The 21,003-nt window shown below is 29.6% G+C and carries 16 protein-coding genes; 10 read left to right on the top strand and 6 right to left on the bottom strand.

What is annotated here, in order from left to right; translation table 11 throughout:
• Positions 1 to 3 precede the first annotated feature (3 nt).
• From tsf to GQS58_RS06760, 7 genes are all read left to right on the top strand, one after another.
• Positions 4 to 975, top strand: a complete 972-nt coding sequence (gene tsf / locus GQS58_RS06790) for a translation elongation factor Ts (RefSeq protein WP_166384197.1) — start codon at positions 4 to 6, stop codon at positions 973 to 975.
• 147 nt (positions 976 to 1,122) lie between these two features.
• Positions 1,123 to 1,833, top strand: coding sequence for a UMP kinase (gene pyrH, locus GQS58_RS06785; protein WP_166384195.1), 711 nt, complete (start codon positions 1,123 to 1,125; stop codon positions 1,831 to 1,833).
• Positions 1,834 to 1,863: 30 nt separating this feature from the next.
• On the top strand, positions 1,864 to 2,418 hold the full coding sequence (gene frr / locus GQS58_RS06780; protein ID WP_166384193.1) for a ribosome recycling factor: 555 nt from the start codon (positions 1,864 to 1,866) through the stop codon (positions 2,416 to 2,418).
• A 95-nt stretch (positions 2,419 to 2,513) separates the two neighbouring features.
• Positions 2,514 to 4,889: an efflux RND transporter permease subunit gene (locus GQS58_RS06775; RefSeq protein ID WP_166384191.1), complete on the top strand. Its 2,376-nt coding sequence runs from the start codon at positions 2,514 to 2,516 to the stop codon at positions 4,887 to 4,889.
• A gap of 328 nt (positions 4,890 to 5,217) precedes the next feature.
• Positions 5,218 to 6,654, top strand: a complete 1,437-nt coding sequence (gene asnS, locus GQS58_RS06770; protein WP_166384189.1) for an asparagine--tRNA ligase — start codon at positions 5,218 to 5,220, stop codon at positions 6,652 to 6,654.
• An 86-nt stretch (positions 6,655 to 6,740) separates the two neighbouring features.
• Positions 6,741 to 8,198 (top strand): RNA polymerase factor sigma-54, encoded by a 1,458-nt coding sequence (rpoN, locus tag GQS58_RS06765; RefSeq protein WP_166384187.1) that lies wholly within the window; start codon positions 6,741 to 6,743, stop codon positions 8,196 to 8,198.
• Positions 8,198 to 8,797 (top strand): hypothetical protein, encoded by a 600-nt coding sequence (locus tag GQS58_RS06760; protein WP_166384185.1) that lies wholly within the window; start codon positions 8,198 to 8,200, stop codon positions 8,795 to 8,797. Before rpoN ends, GQS58_RS06760 begins: the two co-directional genes overlap by 1 nt.
• A gap of 289 nt (positions 8,798 to 9,086) precedes the next feature.
• Here GQS58_RS06760 and GQS58_RS06755 read toward each other — a convergent pair whose 3' ends face one another.
• From GQS58_RS06755 to GQS58_RS06750, 3 genes are all read right to left on the bottom strand, one after another.
• Entirely contained in the window at positions 9,087 to 9,521 is a 435-nt protein-coding gene (locus GQS58_RS06755; RefSeq protein WP_166384183.1) for a hypothetical protein, read from the bottom strand.
• A gap of 51 nt (positions 9,522 to 9,572) precedes the next feature.
• Positions 9,573 to 9,758 carry a hypothetical protein gene (locus GQS58_RS17045; RefSeq protein ID WP_205860402.1) on the bottom strand — a complete coding sequence of 62 codons (186 nt, stop codon included), beginning with the start codon at positions 9,756 to 9,758 and terminating at the stop codon, positions 9,573 to 9,575.
• A 1,060-nt stretch (positions 9,759 to 10,818) separates the two neighbouring features.
• A complete protein-coding gene (locus GQS58_RS06750) occupies positions 10,819 to 11,487 on the bottom strand; it encodes a response regulator (RefSeq protein WP_166384181.1) in 669 nt (222 codons plus the stop codon).
• A 195-nt stretch (positions 11,488 to 11,682) separates the two neighbouring features.
• Here GQS58_RS06750 and GQS58_RS06745 point away from each other — a divergent pair, with 195 nt between their 5' ends.
• Both GQS58_RS06745 and GQS58_RS06740 read left to right on the top strand, forming a co-directional pair.
• The gene (locus tag GQS58_RS06745; RefSeq protein WP_166384180.1) at positions 11,683 to 12,879 is read left to right on the top strand and encodes an Ig domain-containing protein; all 1,197 of its coding nucleotides are present in this window, start codon (positions 11,683 to 11,685) and stop codon (positions 12,877 to 12,879) included.
• A 7-nt stretch (positions 12,880 to 12,886) separates the two neighbouring features.
• A complete protein-coding gene (locus tag GQS58_RS06740; protein WP_166384178.1) occupies positions 12,887 to 13,747 on the top strand; it encodes a hypothetical protein in 861 nt (286 codons plus the stop codon).
• Positions 13,748 to 14,210: 463 nt separating this feature from the next.
• Here the strand turns inward: GQS58_RS06740 and GQS58_RS06735 are convergent, their stop codons facing one another.
• Entirely contained in the window at positions 14,211 to 15,704 is a 1,494-nt protein-coding gene (locus GQS58_RS06735; RefSeq protein WP_166384176.1) for a RagB/SusD family nutrient uptake outer membrane protein, read from the bottom strand.
• Positions 15,705 to 15,724: 20 nt separating this feature from the next.
• Positions 15,725 to 18,739 (bottom strand): SusC/RagA family TonB-linked outer membrane protein, encoded by a 3,015-nt coding sequence (locus GQS58_RS06730; protein ID WP_166384174.1) that lies wholly within the window; start codon positions 18,737 to 18,739, stop codon positions 15,725 to 15,727.
• 308 nt (positions 18,740 to 19,047) lie between these two features.
• On the opposite strand from GQS58_RS06730, the gene GQS58_RS06725 reads away from it, so the two are divergent.
• Complete coding sequence (locus GQS58_RS06725) at positions 19,048 to 19,914, top strand: AraC family transcriptional regulator (protein ID WP_166384172.1); 867 nt, start codon at positions 19,048 to 19,050, stop codon at positions 19,912 to 19,914.
• 61 nt (positions 19,915 to 19,975) lie between these two features.
• Here the strand turns inward: GQS58_RS06725 and GQS58_RS06720 are convergent, their stop codons facing one another.
• Entirely contained in the window at positions 19,976 to 20,869 is an 894-nt protein-coding gene (locus tag GQS58_RS06720; RefSeq protein WP_166384170.1) for an SMP-30/gluconolactonase/LRE family protein, read from the bottom strand.
• Positions 20,870 to 21,003: the final 134 nt, after the last annotated feature.

Below are 21,003 nucleotides of genomic sequence, written 5' to 3'. Positions count from 1 at the left end.
AACATGGAAACAGTAAAGATTAGTGCTGCTGATGTTAAAAAATTAAGAGAAGCAACTGGAGCTGGAATGATGGACTGTAAAAAGGCATTAGTTGAGGCTGTTGGTGATTTTGATAAAGCAATTGATATTTTACGTAAAAAAGGTCAAAAAATTGCTGCAAAAAGAGCTGATAGAGAATCTACAGAAGGAGTTGCAGTAACAAAAATCAATGCTGATAATACTGTTGGAGTAGCAATCGTATTAGCTTGTGAAACTGATTTTGTTGGTAAAAATGATGCTTTCGTAGCATTAGGAAGTCAATTTGCAGAAATTGCTTTAAATCATGCTGATAAAGAATCTTTCTTAGCTGCTGATTTTGGAGGAATGACTGTTGCTGATAAATTAATTGAGCAAACTGGTGTTATTGGAGAAAAGTTAGAGATAACTGCTTTTGAGAAAATCGAAGCTGCTTATGTTGGTGCCTATACTCACATTGGTAAAATTGCTGCATTAGTTGGTTTAACTGCTGCTGTTGATAATGCTGATGTATTATCTAAAGACGTAGCTATGCAAATAGCATCTATGGGAGCATCTACTTTATCTTATAAAGATTTTGATCCTGCATTTGTTGCTGCTGAAACAGAAGCAAGAATTGCTGTAATTGAAAAAGATAATATTGAATTAGGAAGATTAGGGAAAACGTTGAAAAACGTACCTCAATATATTTCTATGTCTCAATTATCTGATGAAATTTTAGCTAAAGCTGAAGAAGCTGCTAAAGCGGAATTAGCTGCAGAAGGAAAACCAGAAAAAATCTGGGATAGAATTTTACCAGGAAAAATGGAAAGATTTATTGCAGACAATACAACTTTAGATTTAGAGCAATGTCTTTTAGACCAAGCTTTTATTAAAGATGAAAAGAAAAATGTTGCACAATATGTAAGTACATATGGTGATGTTTCTGTAAGTGGATTCAAAAGAGTTACTTTAGGATAAACATGTATCTTCTATTCTTGTGAAGACAAGAACATAAATATTTAAAACCTCGCATTCTATAATTTTAGAATTGCGAGGTTTTTTTGTATCTCAAAAAAACAAAACTCAAAAAAAAAGCTTAATTTTGCACAACTTTCAAAATAAACTATGCAATACAAGAGAATTCTTTTAAAATTAAGCGGAGAAGCTTTAATGGGCGAAAGACAATACGGAATTGATCCTAAACGTTTAGCTGAATACGCAAAAGAAATTAAAGAAGTAGTACAAAAAGGAATCGAAGTTGCCATTGTAATTGGCGGTGGAAATATCTTTAGAGGTGTTGCTGGTGCTGCAAATGGTATGGACCGCGTACAAGGAGACCACATGGGGATGTTAGCAACCTGTATTAACGGCTTAGCATTGCAAAGTGCATTAGAAGATGAAGATGTTCATACGCGATTGCAAACAGCTTTAGAAATTAAAGAAGTTGCAGAACCGTATATTAAAAGAAAAGCAATTCGTCACTTAGAAAAAGGAAGAGTTGTAATCTTTGGTGCAGGAACAGGTAATCCATATTTTACAACAGATACTGCTGCCGTTCTAAGAGCAATTGAAATAGATGCAGATGCTATATTAAAAGGAACTCGTGTAGACGGAATCTATGATGTAGATCCAGAAAAAAATAAAGATGCTATCAAATTTGAGAATATAACTTTTAAAGACGTAATTAAAAAAGGTCTTAAAGTGATGGATATGACTGCATTTACATTAAGTGAAGAAAACAAATTGCCAATTATTGTTTTTGACATGAACACAAATGGAAACTTAATGAAATTAGTTTCTGGCGAAAAAATTGGTACTATTGTTAATACTCATTAATTAGAGTTTTTTTTTTAAAATTTACTGACGATGAACGAAGAAATTGAATTTATTCTTGATTCCGCTAAAGAGGCGATGAATAATGCTATTGAGCATTTAATTAAAGAATTACGAACTATAAGAGCTGGTAAAGCAACACCTGCAATGTTAGCAAATGTAATGGTAGATTATTATGGATCTCTAACTCCGTTAGGCCAAATTGCAAATGTTACTACACCAGACCCAAGAACAATATCTGTTCAACCTTGGGAGAAAAACATGTTACAACCTATAGAAAAAGCTATAATGGTTGCCAATCTAGGTTTTAACCCAATGAATAATGGTGATATTATTATGATTAATGTACCGCCATTAACTGAAGAAAGAAGAATCGGTTTAGCAAAACAAGCCAAAGCAGAAGCAGAACACGCAAAAGTTGGTATTAGAAATGCTCGTAAAGATGCAAATAATGATATTAAAAAAACAGAGGCTTCAGACGATCTTAAAAAAATAACAGAAGCTGATGTGCAAAAATTAACAGATACTTTTATAAAGCAGATAGAAGAAAAACTAGCTGTAAAAGAAGTTGAAATAATGAAGGTTTAAAAAAACCGACACAATAAAAAAAGAGGGTGTTTCTTAACACTCTCTTTTTATTTATAACAATATAAAATTAATTACAATTTCTAAAATTTAACTAAATGAATTTCTGGACAAAAGTTGCTGGTCTTATCTTAAGAAACCGTTATTTGGTTTTAATAGGTATTGCCATCATTACAGGTTTATTAGCTTCACAAATGAAGTATATGAAATTCTCATATACAGAAGCAAATTTATTACCTGAAGATCACATAGCTAATCTAGAATACAATCAATTTTTAGAGATATTTGGAGAAGAAGGCAACCTGGTTATTTTAGGTATAAAAGATTCTACAGTATTTACACCTAAAAAATTTAATGCTTGGAATAATTTAGTTCAAAAATTTGATAGTTTAGAAGAAATAGATTTTACTATATCTATTGCTGATATTCAAAAATTAAAAGCAGATAGAAAACAAAGAAAATTTGTACTAGAACCTTTGTATGAGAAAGAACCAACAACAACACAAGAAGTTCTAGATATAAAAAATCAGCTATTTGAAAAACTACCTTTCTACGATAATTTACTATTTAATAAAAAAACAGGTACATTACAGACTGCCATTTATATTAAAAAAGAAATTATAAATACACCACAACGTAGAGATTTTATTTTTGATATTTTAATACCAACCATAAATAAATTTGAAAAAGAAAATGATGTAGACATTCGAGTATCCGGAATGCCCTACATTAGAACATTAAATGCACAAAATATTCAAGATGAAATACTACTATTTGTAGTAGGTGCATTAGGTATTACAGCAGTTATTTTCTTCTTTTTCTTTCGCTCATTTAGAGCAACCTTTATTACACTTTTAGTAGTAATGATAGGTGTTGTTTGGGCCTTTGGTTTTATAGGTTGGTTTGGTTATGAAATAACCGTTTTATCGGCATTAATACCTCCGTTAATTATTGTTATTGGTGTACCAAATGCCGTTTTTCTTATTAATAAATATCAACAAGAAATAAAGAAACATGGCCAACAAGCAAAAGCTTTACAACGTGTAATTACTAAAGTGGGTAATGCTACTTTAATGACAAATATTACAACTGCATCTGGGTTTGCAACTTTTATTTTTGTGAAAAGTAGTTTACTTAGAGAGTTTGGTATTTTAGCTTCAGTTAATATAATAAGTATCTTTATATTAGCCTTATTAATTATACCTATTTTATATAGTTTTATGCCGCTTCCAAAGAAGAAGCATTTAAACCACTTAGAAACAAAGTGGATTGAAAATGTAGTGAATTGGATGGAAAAAATGGTAAGAAACCAAAGAATTACTATTTATTTTGCCACAGTTATTGTTATCGTTGCAGCAATTATAGGTGTTTATAAAATAAAAGTTTCTGGTAGTTTAATAGAAGACATGCCTAAAAGTTTAGAGTTTTATCAAGATATAAAATTCTTTGAAACCGAATTTGGCGGTATTATGCCTTTAGAGATTTTAGTTGATACTAAAAAGGAAAAAGGGGTAATGAGTTTGTCTACTTTAAAAAAGATGGAAAAAATAAATGAAGCAATAGAATCTTTTCCAGAACTTTCTAAACCAATTTCTATCACCAATGTAGTAAAATACTCTAAACAAGCTTACTACAAAGGGAATCCTAAATATTATCAGTTACCAACAAGTCAAGAACAAAGTTACATTTTTGCATATACCAAAAATTCCAATAGTGATGCTAGTATGCTTAAAAACTTTGTAGATTCTACAGGTCGTTATGCAAGAATAACCACTTTTATGAAAGACATTGGTACTGAAAAGATGAATGTAATTCAAGAGCGCTTAAAAGAAGTAATTGCTAAAGAATTTCCGTCAGACAAATATGAAGTTTCTGTTACAGGTAAAGCATTAGTTTTTATAAAAGGGACCAATTATTTAATTCACAATTTAGTTATTTCATTATCCTTAGCTATTTTATTAATTGCCATTTTTATGGCTTGGATGTTTAGATCTCCACCAATGATTTTCATTTCATTACTGCCAAACATATTGCCATTATTAATTACAGCTGGTTTAATGGGGTATTTTGGTATTCCTATAAAACCATCAACCATACTTGTATTTAGTATTGCGTTCGGTATTTCTGTAGATGATACGATTCACTTTTTAGCTAAATACAGGCAAGAATTAATGGCTAATAATTGGCGAGTAAAACCATCTGTTTATGGAGCACTAAGAGAAACAGGGGTAAGTATGTTCTATACTTCTATTGTACTCTTTTTTGGCTTTTTAACCTTTACACTTTCTAGTTTTGGAGGCACCATTGCATTAGGAGGCTTAGTCTCTGTAACCTTATTATTGGCAATGGTTTCTAACTTACTATTATTACCTTCATTATTATTAACTTTTGAAAAGAAAATAGCAAACAAAAAAGTATTTAAGGAACCTTCTATAAGAATTATTCCTCCAGAGGAAGATAAATTAGAAGAATAAATCTTTAATTGATCTATAAATTTTTACTAAAAAAATCGGATGTTATTGTCTAACATCCGATTTTTTAGTGACTACAAGAAAAGACAATGAATAACGATAAAAATTAACAGTATTTTAAGCAAACCATACTTAAAACTACTGTAAAATATCATTGCTCATCTTCTTTCAAAAAAGTATCTTTACTCTTTAATAAAAAACAGTTTTTGTATATTCTACATACTTTTTTTGATAAACACCTCCTCTTTTATTAAAAGGAGAATATATCTAGAAAATAATAAGAATAATACAATCAATTAATAACATATATTTATATCAATATTATAAGAATATGATAAACAGCAACGTAGCCGAACTTTTAAAATCGGAAGGATTATTACTACAAGAAGTAACTCTAAAAGGATGGGTTAGAACATTTAGAAGCAATCGCTTTATTGCTTTAAATGATGGTTCTACCATTAACAACATACAATGTGTTATCGATTTTGAAAACACAGATGAAACTACATTAAAAAGAATTACAACAGGTGCCGCTATTTGTATAAAAGGTACTTTGGCTGCAAGTCAAGGAAAAGGACAATCTGTAGAGATTCAGGTTTCAGCAATTGAAATCTTAGGAGACTCTAATCCAGATGAATACCCTATTCAACCTAAAAAACACAGTTTCGAATTTTTAAGAGAAAATGCACATTTACGTGTAAGAACAAATACTTTTAGCGCAGTAATGCGTGTGCGTTCTAAATTATCTTTTGCGGTTCATCAATATTTTCAGGAAAGAGACTTTAACTACGTTAATACACCAATTGTTACGGGTTCTGATGCAGAAGGAGCAGGAGAAATGTTTAGAGTTACTAACTTTAAAGATAATGAAGCTCCGGTTACAGAAGATGGAAAAGTTGACTATTCTAAAGACTTTTTTGGTAAAGAAACAAACCTTACTGTTTCTGGTCAGTTAGAAGCAGAAGCGTATGCGATGGCTTTAGGAAAAGCCTATACTTTTGGACCAACATTTAGAGCAGAAAACTCTAATACTACACGTCATTTAGCAGAATTTTGGATGATAGAACCAGAAGTTGCATTTATGGATTTAGATGGTAACATGGATTTAGCAGAAGACTTTATAAAAACAGTTTTAAGTTCTATTTTAGAAAGCTGTAAAGATGATTTAGACTTTCTAGACCAACGTTTAACACAAGAAGAAAAAAGCAAACCACAAGCAGAAAGAAGTGACATGAGTTTGTTAGAAAAACTTCGTTTTGTAGCAGATAATAACTTTAAAAGAGTTTCATATACAGAAGCAATAGACATATTAAGAAACTGTAAACCAAATAAAAAGAAGAAATTTCAATTTCCAATTAATGAATGGGGTGCAGATTTACAGTCTGAACACGAACGTTTTTTAGTAGAAAAACACTTTAAATGTCCGGTTATTTTATTTGATTACCCAGCAAATATTAAAGCATTTTACATGCGTTTAAATGATGATGGAAAAACAGTAAGAGCCATGGATGTTTTATTTCCTGGAATAGGAGAAATGGTTGGTGGCGCGCAACGTGAAGAACGTTATGATGTTTTAGTCGAAAAAATGAAAGCCATGAATATTGATGAAAAAGAATTATGGTGGTACTTAGATTTAAGAAAATTTGGTACAGCGGTACATTCTGGTTTTGGACTAGGTTTTGAAAGACTCGTGCAGTTTACAACTGGAATGAGTAATATTAGAGACGTAATTCCTTTTCCAAGAACACCACAAAACGCTGATTTTTAAAAAGAACTAAAAAATTAAAGTAATAAAAACGTCATTCCTATAAGAATGACGTTTTTTATTTTAAGCTATTTCATATATTTGTCTATATGCTAAAACAAAGTTTACAATACAAGCTATTACAGAAATTATCTCCACAACAGATACAGTTGATGAAGTTAATTCAATTGCCTACGCAAGCTTTTGAGGAACGTCTAAAACAAGAAATTGAAGAAAATCCGGCATTAGATACTGGTAAGGATGATGCTGATTCTATAGATGATGATTTATCGAATGAATATGATGATGCTGGAACAGAAAAAATAGAGGCAGAAGACATCAATATAGATGATTATTTAAGTGATGACGAAATACCGAGTTATAAAACTCAGGCTAATAATTACTCTGCAGATGATGAAGAGAAAAATGTACCTTATGCCAGTGGTACTAGTTTTCATCAATCTTTAAAAAATCAATTAAGTACCTATACTTTTAATGATGAAGAACTCGCTATTGCCGAGTTTTTAGTGGGAAGTATAGATGATAGTGGCTATATTAGAAGAGATATTATAGACTTGGTAGACGATTTAGCTTTTACAGAAAACGTTTTTACCACAGAAGAAAAAGTTATTTCTATTCTAAAAAAGGTTGTCCACACTTTAGATCCTATTGGAGTTGGAGCTAGAGATTTAAAAGAATGCTTAATTATTCAATTAAAGAGAAAAGAAAGTAACAAAATTAGAAGTTTAGCCATAGAAATTCTAGAGACTGCTTTTGATCATTTTGTAAAAAAACATTATAAAAAATTACAAGAAAAGTTTACTATTTCTGAAGAAGAATTAAAAGAAGTAAATAAAGAAATCTCTAAACTAAACCCTAAACCAGGAAGTTCTTATGCTGGTAATAATAAGATAGCAGAACAAATTGTTCCAGATTTTTCAATAAAATTGATTGATGGAGAATTAGATTTAGTTTTAAATTCTAGAAATGCTCCAGAATTACATATCTCTAGAGAGTATAACAATATGCTTAAAGGCTATCAAGAAGCTACTGTAAAAAGTAAGTCTCAAAAAGATGCTGTATTCTTTATAAAACAAAAATTAGATTCGGCAAAATGGTTTATTGATGCTATTAAACAGCGTCAGCAAACACTTTTAGTTACCATGAATACAATTATGCACTATCAGTATGATTATTTTTTAACAGGTGATGAGCGAAAGCTAAAACCAATGATTTTAAAAGATATTGCAGATAAAATTAATATGGATGTTTCAACTGTTTCTAGGGTTGCAAATAGCAAATATGTATCTACTCCTTATGGCACAAAGTTAATTAAAGAATTCTTTTCTGAATCTATGAAAAACGATCAGGGAGAAGATGTATCTACCAAAGAGATAAAAAAGATTTTAGAAACGGTAATTTTAGAAGAAAATAAAAAGAAACCTTTAACGGATGAAAAGCTAGCTGCTATTTTAAAGGAAAAAGGATATCCAATAGCAAGAAGAACAGTTGCAAAATATAGAGAACAGCTAGATTTACCCGTAGCTCGTTTACGTAAAGAGATTTAATGAAGTTTTATAAATTTATATCTGTAATGCTGCATCCAATTGTAATTCCTACAATTGGAATAACCTTATATTTTATATTAATTGAAAATAGCTTTAGCAAAAACCAAAAATTTGCAGTATTAGGTTTAATTTTTGTAACAACTTACATTGTACCTTTACTATTACTTATTCTTTTTAGGCGTTTTAAACTCATTAAATCATTTAAAGCAGAAAGTATAAAGGAAAGAAAAATTCCGGTTGCTATGATGATTGTACTATTTTATTTATTAGGCAACACCCTATACGGAATAGCAAACTTAAGAGATCTAGGAATGCTTTTTTACGCCACTTCTTTAGGCTTAGTCTTTATATACCTACTATTTGCTCTAAAGATAAAAACAAGCATTCATTTAATATCTATAGGAATTACTGTTGGGTTCTTTTATGTTTTAAGTTTTATCTATCAACAAAACCTAATAGCAGTACTTATTTGTGGTTTGCTCCTCTCCGGAATTTTAGCAAGTGCTAGGTTACATTTAAAAGCACATACACATAAAGAAGTCTATTTAGGTTTTATACTAGGTTTCTTATCTCCAAGTATTGTATTCTACTTTTTATAACAGATAGCAAATTAGCTACAATTTTATGTATTAAGCATTTATAACCTTCTCCGTTTATAATACTATTAAAAAAAATAGGTGTTACACCATAATAAAGGTTGATATTAAATTTATATAACTTGTAGATAATGCTTTACTGCAATTTATTATAACGAGACAAAACCTTAAATTTAATAGTACAACCGCTTTCATCATTAAACTGAAATTTATTAGAAAAGTGGTAAGAGAATTTAATACTACCCTCCAAAAACAATACTTATAACAAAATCAATTGTCTTTTAAAGATTAACTAATTAAATTTTTCTTTAAGTTTACTTAGGTATTTTGTACTTAACTTATAAAGTTTTAAATAAAGCATTGTTAAACATGATATTGAAATTAGTATCGAAAAAATAATGAAAACAAATACACTTGAATATAGATATAAGAATAATATAGATGGAATAACACCAACTAATAATGAAAAAATAAGAGGTTTATTTATATTCGTATAAAAACCAATTAAAACACCATTATTCTTATCTAAAACAACCAATTTCGAATAAATAAGAAGATAAGTTGCAGAGCCCTTAACTCTTAATGGTACTCGTAAATTTACATTAAACTTATGTGTGACACCTTTTATTTTATTATTTTTTGAAGTAGTTTCTAATTGATTCCATTTTTTAACAAAAGTATCTCTTGTAATATCAGAAACTAAAATTTCGGTGATTTTTATATTCAAATCGTAAAGTATTTATGGAAGTTTAATTTAAAATATTTTTTAAAGCAAAATCTAATATTTTATATGCTTTTGGTTAATGTAATTTACAACTTTACGTACTTCGTTTTCATCAATATTTCTGGCTATTTGATAGTTTAATATTTTTTTATCTTTTAATTCTATAAGTAATTGGTCGTGTACTTTAAATATCTTTAAGGGCATTCTGGTAGCAGTAAAAAAAGATATAATAGTAGCCAAAATAGTACCTAAAAGTTATTCATTTCCTTTTTTAAGCTGGCAACTTACCACTTCTTTATAAGTAATTTCTTGCATAACGCTCTCTTTTGTTTCTATTTTCATAGAAGTATTATAAAAATGAAAAACAAAAGAATCTTCTTTATCTAAAATATATACTTTTCATCAGAACTGTTTTATCGTTTAAGTTTTAGTAAGTAATTACAAAATAGACAAATTAAATTATTAAAAAAAAGTATTAAATTTCTGCCATTAGGTTGTTTGTTTTATAATAAATATAGCCAAAAAAAAGAACAAATACAAAAGCAGTAAATACTACGCATAACTTTTAAAGTACATTAAATCCGATCGTATATAAAAAACAAGTTTGTTACATTTATCTGTTGAGCACAGCATACATATTTGATTCTAATTTAGAACTTTTGTAGAATGTGTAAACAAATTGGTAATACAATTAGAAAAGTAAAGGAACAAAAGGATATTCAAAAAAATATATAGCAAATATTTACTATTCAACAGTCGTAAAAAAAGGCAAATAATTTAAAGAAAAAGCACCAATAATACTACTTTATTGAAGTAGAAAAAATGAATATATAAAAAATAGAAAAGCCTCTTTTTATAAATAAAATAGGTGATAATACTATATAATAAAGAGTAATCGTTTTAAAATTAAAAAACTGTATAGATAGCTTATCGAAAAAAACAACTCCAAATAAAACAACTTAATGACAGAAAACACTGTCCCCCAACAATATTAAAATACTCAAAATTATTATAAATGAAGTTGTAATAAACTTATCTATAGAATGGCTTATTTAAAACCACTGTACTTATCTTTTAATTTTAGATTTTATAAAGACAATCAAAATCTTTAAAGAAACCTAATTATCACATACAAAACAAGATTTCTAAAAAAAAAGCCTTACGGAAATCCGTAAGGCTCTCAACTAGAACTCTTTCCTTTTCAATAGTTTCTTTTCTAACTATTTTTCAAATATATTCCAATAAAATATATAAATATTACGGGTTTCCGTAATTAGCATGTTTTTTATGAAAATTTTTATTACACCAACCCAAAATCTTTAGCAATAGCAACTAAATGTGCAGGATTATTAGCATTAAAATGTTCCTTTAAAAACTTTAATCTTTTTTCTATAGCACTTATACTAGAGGGAAAACACCCTATTTTTTTCAGGTTTTTACTTATTTCTGTTTGTAATAAACCCTTAGAAATCGATGCTATTAAAAACACATCAAAATCGGTAACCTCAACCACTTGCTTTGGGTGAACGGTGGTATTTAATTCTGGTGAAATATAAAACTGATTTGTAGTTAAAATTGCATTCATAGCATTTTTTAATTCTTTTAATCCACTTCTACTCTTCCAAACAAATCCATCAATTTTTAGATTCTTATACAAATGCTGAATTTTATAGGGTCTATCTTCAACAGAAAAAACAATAATTTTTAAATCTATAAATTCTTTCCTAATTTTTTCTAATAACTCTTCTCCTGATTTTAATTCTTGGTGAGTTCCATCGTATTTAAAAGATAAATCAGAAATAATTAAATGGTAAGGCTCATTATTTAAGGAAGCATTTTTAATTTTAGCATACGCGTCATCACAATACGAAACAAAATCTACTTCTTTTATTCCTATTTCTTCTAAGGCTATTTTAATTCCGCTATTAATAACATCCAGATCTTCTACAACCAAAACTTTTTGAAACATTTTTATCTTTTAAAATGAAAAATTAATTTTAAACTCCTCATTAATTTAATATCAAAATTAATTTTTCATTTTTTAGTTTTTATACGGGTTTCCATATTTTGAAGTATTTTCTTAAAAAAGTTAACTATTATAATGAAAATTGTAAACAATTGTTTTTTTCTACGACAAAATTTTCAGAATTTAAAAATAACCTTAATGAAATATTTACAATTTATTCTATTCCTTTCACTCATTTTTAATAGCTGTATTGAAGATGATATTATTGCAGATAATCAAACAGAAATATTAAGTTTTAACAATACCATTGCAGAACTTGGTATAAAAAACACACACCTATACAACACTAAATACACCAATAATATAGGTGAAGTAACAACTCCAGTAATTAATTGGAATAGCAGTAATTCTAACATTATATCTGTTTCTAACACTGGCTTACTTACAGCACTATCCATAGGAGAATCTGTAATTACCGCTTCTGTAACAACAGAAAATGGAAGTATTATTACAAATGAAAATAATATAGCAGTTACAGCTGTTGCTAAAAAACTAACAATAAATAATGTTATTGAAGAAATAATTATTTCTAACACACACCAATACACTGCAAATTATACAGATAAACTTGGCGAGATAGAAGATTTAAAAGTGTCTTGGAATAGTTCTGACAATTCTATTATTACAGTTACTAACGAAGGTCTAATTACTGCAATTAGTGAGGGTTTAGCAACCATTACAGCAAGTACTACAACAGCAGACGGAGAAATAATAAATACAGAAGATACAGTAACGGCAGTAACCATAGACGAGCGCATAAGTATTAACAACCCAATAATAGAGTTAAACATAAACAATACACACCAATATACCTCAACTTATACAAACAGTCTTGGAGAAACAGAGACGCCTACTATTACTTGGCAAAGCTCTAACACAAACATATTAACCGTTTCTAATACTGGTTTAATAACTGCAATTGCAGCGGGAGAAGCTGTTATTACAGCAACAGTAAATTCTTCTAATAATACTCTTACAACACAAGATACAGTAAGTGTTATTGGTAATGCAACTCAAAAAAAATCAGGAACTTTAAAAACATCAAGTAGTTATGAACTTAGAGGAGATTTTATTTTAAAAGAAATACCAAACACAAATGATTTAGAGTTAATAATTAGTGAAAACTACAAAGCATCAGAAAGACTACCTGGTTTATACTTATACTTTACCAATAATATAAATACAGTAGCAAATGCTAAAGAAATACAAAAAGTCACGGTTTTTAAAGGAACCCATACTTACATTATAAAAAATACAGGTATTAATGATTTTACACATTTATTATATTGGTGTAAACCATTTGGTATAGAAGTAGGAAATGGAGAAATTAAATAAAAGAAATATGAAAAAACATATCATTGCATTCGTTTTAATAGTACTGGCAAGTAACATTAGTTTTGCCCAATGGACTAAAGGAAAAGGAAAGGGGTATTATAAACTTGCAGGATGGCAATTGCAATATGATGAGCATTATACAGATACAGGTGCAAAAGACCCTAATAGAACTAGAACTTTGTTTAACACTAGCGTGTATGCAGAATATGGAGTAAGTAATAAATTTGATGTTATTGCATACGTACCATTCTTTGCTAGCTCTTCTCAAAATAATCAAATTTCAGGTACCACGGGCGGAACTATTAGCAAAGGGGAAACAGTAAATTCTTTTGGAGATGTAGATTTAGGGGTTAGGTATGGTTTATACAAAAAAGGAAATTGGGCTGCAGATATAAAACTAACTTTGGGCTTACCAACAGGTAATAATACCGGTGGTAGCGATGGTAGTTTTCAAAATGGAGATGGAGAGTTTAATCAAATTCTATCATCATCTTTAGGCTATTCTACATCTTTTAAAGAAAAACCTGTTTATTTAAAATCTTATTTAGGTTACAACAATAGAAGTGAAGGTTTTTCTGATGAGTTTAGAACTGGCTTAGAATCAGGAATCAATTTAATAAACAATAAGCTTTGGCTAATTACAAGATTAAATGTTGTAAAATCTTTAAAAAATGGATCATTAAATGCTACAAATAGTAATGGAAGTATTTTTGCTAACGATATTGAATATAGCAGTTTTGGTTTTGAAACTGGTTACTATATTACTAAAAAACTAGGTGTTTCACTGGGCTTCGACTCTGCTTTTTCTGGTAAAATAATAGCCGCAAGTCCTTCTTTCTCTGGAGGAGTATTCTTAGATATAAAATAATTTTACATCATATAAAGCAAGTTAAGAAAAACCAAAATATTTATTTATTTTGGTTTTTCTTCTTTTAAAATAGATAAACTAGTTACACAAATATCATTGAGCCATTTATAATCAATGTAAAATTATTAAGTAGGATAAAAAATTAAAAACTTTTGTACTTGATCTTTTGTTTAGGGTACTCTCTTTTAATTTAATACAAAAAAAAGAGTAATCATTTTCTGATTACTCTTTTATAGTAGCAGGAACTAGACTAGAACCAGTGACCTTCTGGTTATGAGTTTGAAATGACAGTCAAAAAAAACTCTATTTAACCGAACTTTCCACTATACCTATTATACTAAATTTTAAATTTATAAATAATGATAATAAAAAGAGGGTATCTTTTAACAGATACCCCCTTTAACAATCCATTAGTAACAAATATTTGAGTCACTAACATTCTTAAATCAAATAATATTTAATTTTAATAGCCAGGGTTTTGTTCTAATTTTGTACCCTCAATATCAAACTCACCTGAAGGAATTGGGAATAAATAATCTCTACTTGGATTAAAAACCCTTGTTCCTCCCGCGTCTGTTAATCCATTTAAAACGTCTTCTGCAATTCCCCATCGTCTAATATCAGAATATCGTGTCCCTTCAAGAAGTAACTCAACTCTACGTTCATGTCTTATTGCTTGTCTCATTTCTTCTTTAGTTAAACCAGACGGTAATGGTGGCATATTAACAGATGGTCTCGCTCTAATTTCATTAATAGCTGCATAAACAGTAGCATCTGGTCCTGAAGCTTCATTTTTTGCTTCAGCATAAGTTAATAATATTTCTGCATATCTAATTATAATTGCATTAAGTCCAGATTGAGTAGGATAAGGAGTAGCTGACACTACATCAGATTCATCATATTCTGTATATTTTTTAAAACAAAATCCTCCAAATTCACCAACATGATTTACAATTCCATTAAGTGTAGCTCCAGGAACAGATATTGTTTGTTTTAACCTTGGATCCCTATTTTCATAAGGATTACTTGGGTCGAATAATATTGACTCATCTATGGAATTTCCATCTATCATTTCATATTCATCAACCATGTTTTGTAATGGAACAACAGATGACCAACCTCCTACAGTATAGCTACCAAGATATAATTCCATAAAATTACCTTGTTCTGGAGATATATATTGTGCATCAAAAATAACCTCTTTATTATTTTCATTTGCTTCACGAAATAAGTCTCTATAATTAGGAAATAGCGAATACCCCATGCCCATTACTTCTTGTGCGGCAGTAGCTGCTTCCCCCCACCTACTATTATACAATAAAACTCTAGATTTCAAAGCCTTAGCAGCTCCTTTTGTAATTTTACCTACTTCAGATTGACTTTCTGGTAGTAAGGCAGCTGCAGCATTTAAATCTGCCAATACCTGTGTAATCACTACTTCTTTTGAATCTCTTGGTAATTGGCCATGTTCTAATTTTGGACTTTCTAAAATTAGAGGTACACCTCCATAAAAATCTGTTAAAGTAAAGTAGAAAAAGGCTCTAAAAAACAAAGCTTCTCCCATGGTTGAGTTTTTAAAATCAGAATTAAGCCCATCCATAGTTTCAATATTTTCTAAAAGTACATTAGCCCTTCCTATACCTCTAAAACAATCTGCCCATATCCAAGAAATTGCTCCTGGACCACTGGCATCATGTGTTCCATCAGCTATAGCTTTATAACCTTCCCATGGATAATTGTTGTATGCATTATCTGACATTACATCAAAATAAATATAATTTTGCTCTAAAGCACTGAATCTGTTATAAATTCCGTTTAAACCTAAACGAACATCAGACTCTGTTTGCCAAAATGTTTCAGAAGATATCTGAGTTGTAGAACTAACCTCTAGAATGTCTTCATCACAAGAAGCAAAAATAAAGAATAGCCCAAAAATAATTTTTATATATGTTTTCATATCTATAGATTTTTTTTTAATTATAAAGAAATATTAACACCTAATGATAATACTTGAACATTTGAATAAGAACCTCTACCTGCGGCAGGATTTTTCTCTGGATCTAACCCTCTATATTTAGTAATCGTTAAAGGATTAGTAGTATTCACATAAATTCTTAGTTTATCTAATTTTAATTTATCTAAAAGTTGAGTAGGTAGTGAATACCCTAATTGAACGTTTTTTAATCGTAAAAAAGAAGCATCTTCAAGTAAAAAATCAGAAAACCTCCAGATGTTATTAACATAATTACTAGATCTTACCAATCTTGGATATTGATTACTAGGGTTTTCTGGCGTCCAAGAATTTTCTGCCCAAAATTTTGGAATTCCCGCATTATTAAAAAACGGTTTCTGTTCTTCTTCTGTTATTGCCTTAATACCTTCTACTCCTTGCCAAAGCATAGAAAAATCAAAACCTTTGTAAGCAAGTGACAAATCAAAACCATAAATTAAATCAGGTATTGATTGACCCGCCGCCTGTCTATCATCATTATCTATTTTACCATCCTCGTTAAAATCTTCAAACCTAATATCTCCTGGTTGTGCTGTAGGTTGTGCACTATTGGCAATATCATCTCCTTCTTGAAAAATCCCTAACATTTTAATAGCAAACCACTCGTTAATTGAACTCCCTTCTACCAATCTTCTGCTACCAATTTGTGGTGTAGGTAATTTGGTTACCTTATTGTTAATAGTAGTCAAATTAATGCTAGCACCATATTCAAAATCTCCAACGTTGTCTTTATAGTTAACTAAAAATTCAAATCCTTTATTTTGAACAGAAGCTAAATTCACCGTAGGTGGGCTTAATCCTCCAACAACTGTAGAAACCGCTACTCCTCGTAAAATATCGTCAGTATCTTTTATATAATAATCTGCTACAATCCCTAATTTACCATTAAGAGCTGTTAAATCTACTCCTATGTCGGTTTGTGTAGATGTTTCCCAAGTTACGTTTGGATTAGATAAGTTGGTTTGTGCAGCTCCACTAACTAAACTACCTCCATACGAATAATTTTGTCCTAAACTATATATTGAAGAGTACTGACCAGCTGCAATAGCTTGATTTCCTAATTGTCCCCATGAAGCTCTTAATTTTAAGTTATCGATAAAATCTACCTCATCCATAAAAGATTCATTAGAAATATTCCAACCTGCAGAAAAAGAAGGAAATAGTCCCCATCGATTTCCTTCGGCAAAATTTGAAGTCCCATCATAACGTACATTAGCCTCAAATAGATATTTGCTATTAAAATCATATGTAAGCCTTCCAAAAAAAGATTGAAGTCCAAAATTTACAGTATACCCTTGTGCTGTTGGATCTATAGCGCCTGCACTAATTTCTTGAAGTGCATTACTAGGAATTCCATCTTTAGAAGCCTGTAAAACTTGATATTTGTTTGTTTCTTGGTTAAAACCAACAAGTCCTGTAAAATTGTGATTCTCTGCAATTGTTTTATTATAGTTTAAGGTGGTTACAAAAGTAATATCTCTAGAATTGCTATAACCGTTCCAAGCAGACAATGGATTACCACCAACACTTAAGCTAGTTGTAGAACCATCAGAAGGGTTTACTAGTTCAACTAAAGGTCTAAATACTTTTTGTAAACTATGAGACGTTCTTACTCCTACAGTACTTTTTAACTTTAATCCTTCAATAAATTCATATTCACCAGATAAGTTTACCATTAAATTATCCCAACTCGTATTATTTTTACCTTCTAATGCACCTGCTAATGCTTGTGTAGCACTAGGGAAAGCTAACCATGGAAATCCATAACTTCCGTCAGCTAAACGCGGGTTTTGCATTGGTGATGCCCTGTTTATCCAACCTATTACGGTACTCGACCCTGCTACGGGTTGATTTACATCGTCATGTCTTCCTGAAATTTTTAAGGAAGTGCTAAACTTATCAGATACCTTTGTATCTAAATTTAACCTCGCTGTATATTGTTTGGTATTGGTACCTAATAAAATACCATCTTGGTTAAGATGCCCAAGTGAAAAAGAATAAGTTGTTTTTTCACTACCTCCACGTACACTTAAATTATGACTGGTAATTTGTGCACTTCTATATAAATCATCGTTCCAATTTGTGTTTGGATATAAATCAGAATTTGTTCCAGTTCTAAATGCATTTATTTGGTCTGCTGTAAATTCTGGAGTAGAGCCTGGACTCTCATTAAATTTTGCAAGATTTAACAGTTCCATATATTCTGCAGAATTTGTAACATAATCTGCTAAGTATGTAGCTGTTTGAACACCTGTATATCCATCATAATTAACAGTGAATTTTCCAGATTTACCCTTTTTGGTTGTTACCAATATAACACCATTTGCTGCTCTTGATCCATAAATTGCTGCGGATGCTGCATCTTTTAAAACCGTAATTGATTCAATATCTGATACATTTACATTTCCCAAACTTCCTCTAATTCCATCAATCATTACTAATGGATTACTATTTCCTAAAGTACCTACTCCTCTAATTTTAATGCTAGCTCCATCTGCACCTGGTTGGCCAGAGTTTTGAGTAACCGTTACACCTGCTGCTTTACCTGCAAGTGCCTGACTAGCATTGGCAATAGGTCTATTTTCAGCATCGTCTAGTTTTACTGTTGAAATTGAACCTGTTAAGTTAATTTTTTTCTGTGTTCCGTACCCAACAATAACAATTTCATCTAATTGCGAAGCATCTTCTTCCATTAAAACAGAAAATGTTCTTTTGTTATTAATAGCTATTTCAAGTGTCTTAAACCCAACATGACTAAAAACTAAAATACCATTAGGATCGGCATTAGCTATTGTAAAGTTACCGTCAAAATCGGTAGTTGCTCCCAATTGAGAACCTTTAACGAATACATTAACTCCAGGAAATGGCATTCCATCATCCGAAGTTGTTACTTTACCACTAACACTATTATTCTGAGCAAAACCCAGGCTAACAGTAAAAATTGCAAGTAAAATAAAAATTTTAAATATTTTTGCTTTCATACTTAAATAAATTTTGTTAATAATTGTTTTTATGATTATTATTTAAAGTCAATATATCATGTATTACTTGAAGTTTAACTACTAATAATTTCTAAAACTAAACATAACATCCTTTAAATTAAATAGATATTATTTTAATAAAGAAAGAATATTATATATATTTTTTTTAGAAATTATTAATTAACTCAAACTATACATTACTACAAAGAACATTACTTGTAACAAACTTACCGCTACTTTCCATTGAAAGCTTGCTCTTAATTATCAATAACTTTCTCTATATTTGCCTTAAAATCAAATAATAAAGAATGAAGGCGAATTTTAGAAAATTAGAAAAACCTACCGAAAGCGCCTTTCATATTAAAAAAGATGTTAGAACTTCTTTTGATGATAAATGGCATTTTCATGAAATGTTAGAACTTGTTGTAATACTAAAGGGAAGTGGAAAACGGTTTGTTGGAGATTCAATTGAAACTTTTTCTAAGGGAGATGTTATTTTAGTAGGAAAAAAGTTACCTCATGTTTGGAGAAGCAATCCTCAAAAAAAGAAGAATTCTTTAAAAATGAAATGTTCTTCTATTATTATTCAATTCTCTCCTGATTTTTTAGGAACAACATTTTTAAACCTTTCTGAATCAGATAAACTAAAAAAACTTTTTAAAAATGCCGAAATGGGTATTTCATTTCAAAATGAAACAAGAAAAAAATTAATAGAAAAAATTAAAAGACTCATAGAACTAGAAGGGATGGAGCGTTTATTGTTTTTTCTTGATATTTTACATTTTTCTTCTAAATCTGAAGAGTATTTATTACTTGCTTCTCCGTTATTTAAAGAGACTATTTTTAAAAGCGATTTAAAAATTAATAATGTGTTCGAATATATAATGGATAATTTTTCGAACTCCATTACGCTTGATGAAGTTGCACAAGTTGCTTCAATGAATAAAACTGCTTTTTGTAGATATTTTAAAAAAAGAACTAAAAAAACTTTTTCTTCCTTTTTAAATGAAATTAGAATTGGTTACGCTTGTAAATTAATAAGAGAAGAAAAGTATAATATTACTGAAGCTGCATATTTAAGCGGTTATAACAGTCCTTCTCATTTTAATAAACAATTTCGTTTAATTAAAAAAACATCACCAACTGAGTTTTATAAAAATTCGCAAGGAATATAAGATTGGTTTTCTTTATCTGTTACTTAAATTTATCAATCGTATATAAAAATTACCGAATTAGTTATATCTTAAAATAGTTTGAGTTGAATCCGGACACATTCATTTTTGTATAAAAAACACTTCCACTAGTTGGATATTTTTCTAATTCAGCACTAGAAAGTCCATCTCTTGCTGTAGTAATAAACAATGTATCCATATTTTCACCACCAAAAACGCAACATGTTACATTTGGTACCTCAACTTCTATTTTATCAATAATTTTTCCAGAGCTAGGATTCCAACAAATTACTGAAAACCCACCCCACATAGCTATCCATAAATTTCCATTATTATCAATTGTCATTCCATCTGGCATGCCTAATTCTTTTGGAACATCAATAATTACTCTTTGATTTAAAATTTCACTTTTTTCGTTAAAATCAAAAGCATAAACTTTAGCCTCAAAAGTATCAATATAATACATTGTTTTAGCATCTAAAGACCAGGTCATACCGTTCGATATGGTAATGTTATTTAATTTTTCTGAAATCTTTTTTTTATGATTTATCAAATATAGACTTCCTTGGTTATGAAGTGCATTCTTATCCATAGTTCCTATCCATAAATTACTATTAGGATCTGCTTTTCCATCATTAAATCGTATGTTTAAATTATTAAACTTTAAAGAAGCAAATTCATTATAATTTTTAGTTATTAGATTTAACAGTGCTATTTTATGACCATCTGCTATTAAGAATTCATGATTAGAAACTTGAACAATACAAGAAGGTTTATTTCCTTTATAAATAACGTTATTTACTCTAGTAATTGCATTTATAGCATAGACGAGTCCTCCTTTAATATCTACCCATAATAATTCTTTAGAATGCGTTACCCATAAAGGACCTTCTCCTAAATTAGCTTTAATATTGTACCATAATAAGGCTTTTTTTATTATCTTTTTATCATTTTTCATTTCTAAGGGTTTGTTACGAAATACCTATAAATTTTCACTTGTTCTGCTACATATTAACTTTGTAAAAAAGTCTCGCTTTAACTAGAACTATAACTGTATTTTTCACAGCTACACTACACAAAATAAAAACATAA

It is taken from the genome of Polaribacter sp. 11A2H, from assembly GCF_011379025.1.
In the GTDB taxonomy this organism is placed as follows: Bacteria; Bacteroidota; Bacteroidia; order Flavobacteriales; family Flavobacteriaceae; genus Polaribacter.
The sequence above is the reverse complement of the archived record's forward strand: the minus strand, read 5'-3'. Positions and strand labels throughout refer to the sequence as shown.

Coding starts and splice junctions, on each gene's coding strand:
- tsf (WP_166384197.1), top strand. CDS start 4: ATGGAAACAGTAAAGATTAGTGCTGCTGATGTTAAAAAATTAAGAGAA.
- pyrH (WP_166384195.1), top strand. CDS start 1,123: ATGCAATACAAGAGAATTCTTTTAAAATTAAGCGGAGAAGCTTTAATG.
- frr (WP_166384193.1), top strand. CDS start 1,864: ATGAACGAAGAAATTGAATTTATTCTTGATTCCGCTAAAGAGGCGATG.
- GQS58_RS06775 (WP_166384191.1), top strand. CDS start 2,514: ATGAATTTCTGGACAAAAGTTGCTGGTCTTATCTTAAGAAACCGTTAT.
- asnS (WP_166384189.1), top strand. CDS start 5,218: ATGATAAACAGCAACGTAGCCGAACTTTTAAAATCGGAAGGATTATTA.
- rpoN (WP_166384187.1), top strand. CDS start 6,741: ATGCTAAAACAAAGTTTACAATACAAGCTATTACAGAAATTATCTCCA.
- GQS58_RS06760 (WP_166384185.1), top strand. CDS start 8,198: ATGAAGTTTTATAAATTTATATCTGTAATGCTGCATCCAATTGTAATT.
- GQS58_RS06750 (WP_166384181.1), bottom strand. CDS start 11,487: ATGTTTCAAAAAGTTTTGGTTGTAGAAGATCTGGATGTTATTAATAGC.
- GQS58_RS06745 (WP_166384180.1), top strand. CDS start 11,683: ATGAAATATTTACAATTTATTCTATTCCTTTCACTCATTTTTAATAGC.
- GQS58_RS06740 (WP_166384178.1), top strand. CDS start 12,887: ATGAAAAAACATATCATTGCATTCGTTTTAATAGTACTGGCAAGTAAC.
- GQS58_RS06735 (WP_166384176.1), bottom strand. CDS start 15,704: ATGAAAACATATATAAAAATTATTTTTGGGCTATTCTTTATTTTTGCT.
- GQS58_RS06730 (WP_166384174.1), bottom strand. CDS start 18,739: ATGAAAGCAAAAATATTTAAAATTTTTATTTTACTTGCAATTTTTACT.
- GQS58_RS06725 (WP_166384172.1), top strand. CDS start 19,048: ATGAAGGCGAATTTTAGAAAATTAGAAAAACCTACCGAAAGCGCCTTT.
- GQS58_RS06720 (WP_166384170.1), bottom strand. CDS start 20,869: ATGAAAAATGATAAAAAGATAATAAAAAAAGCCTTATTATGGTACAAT.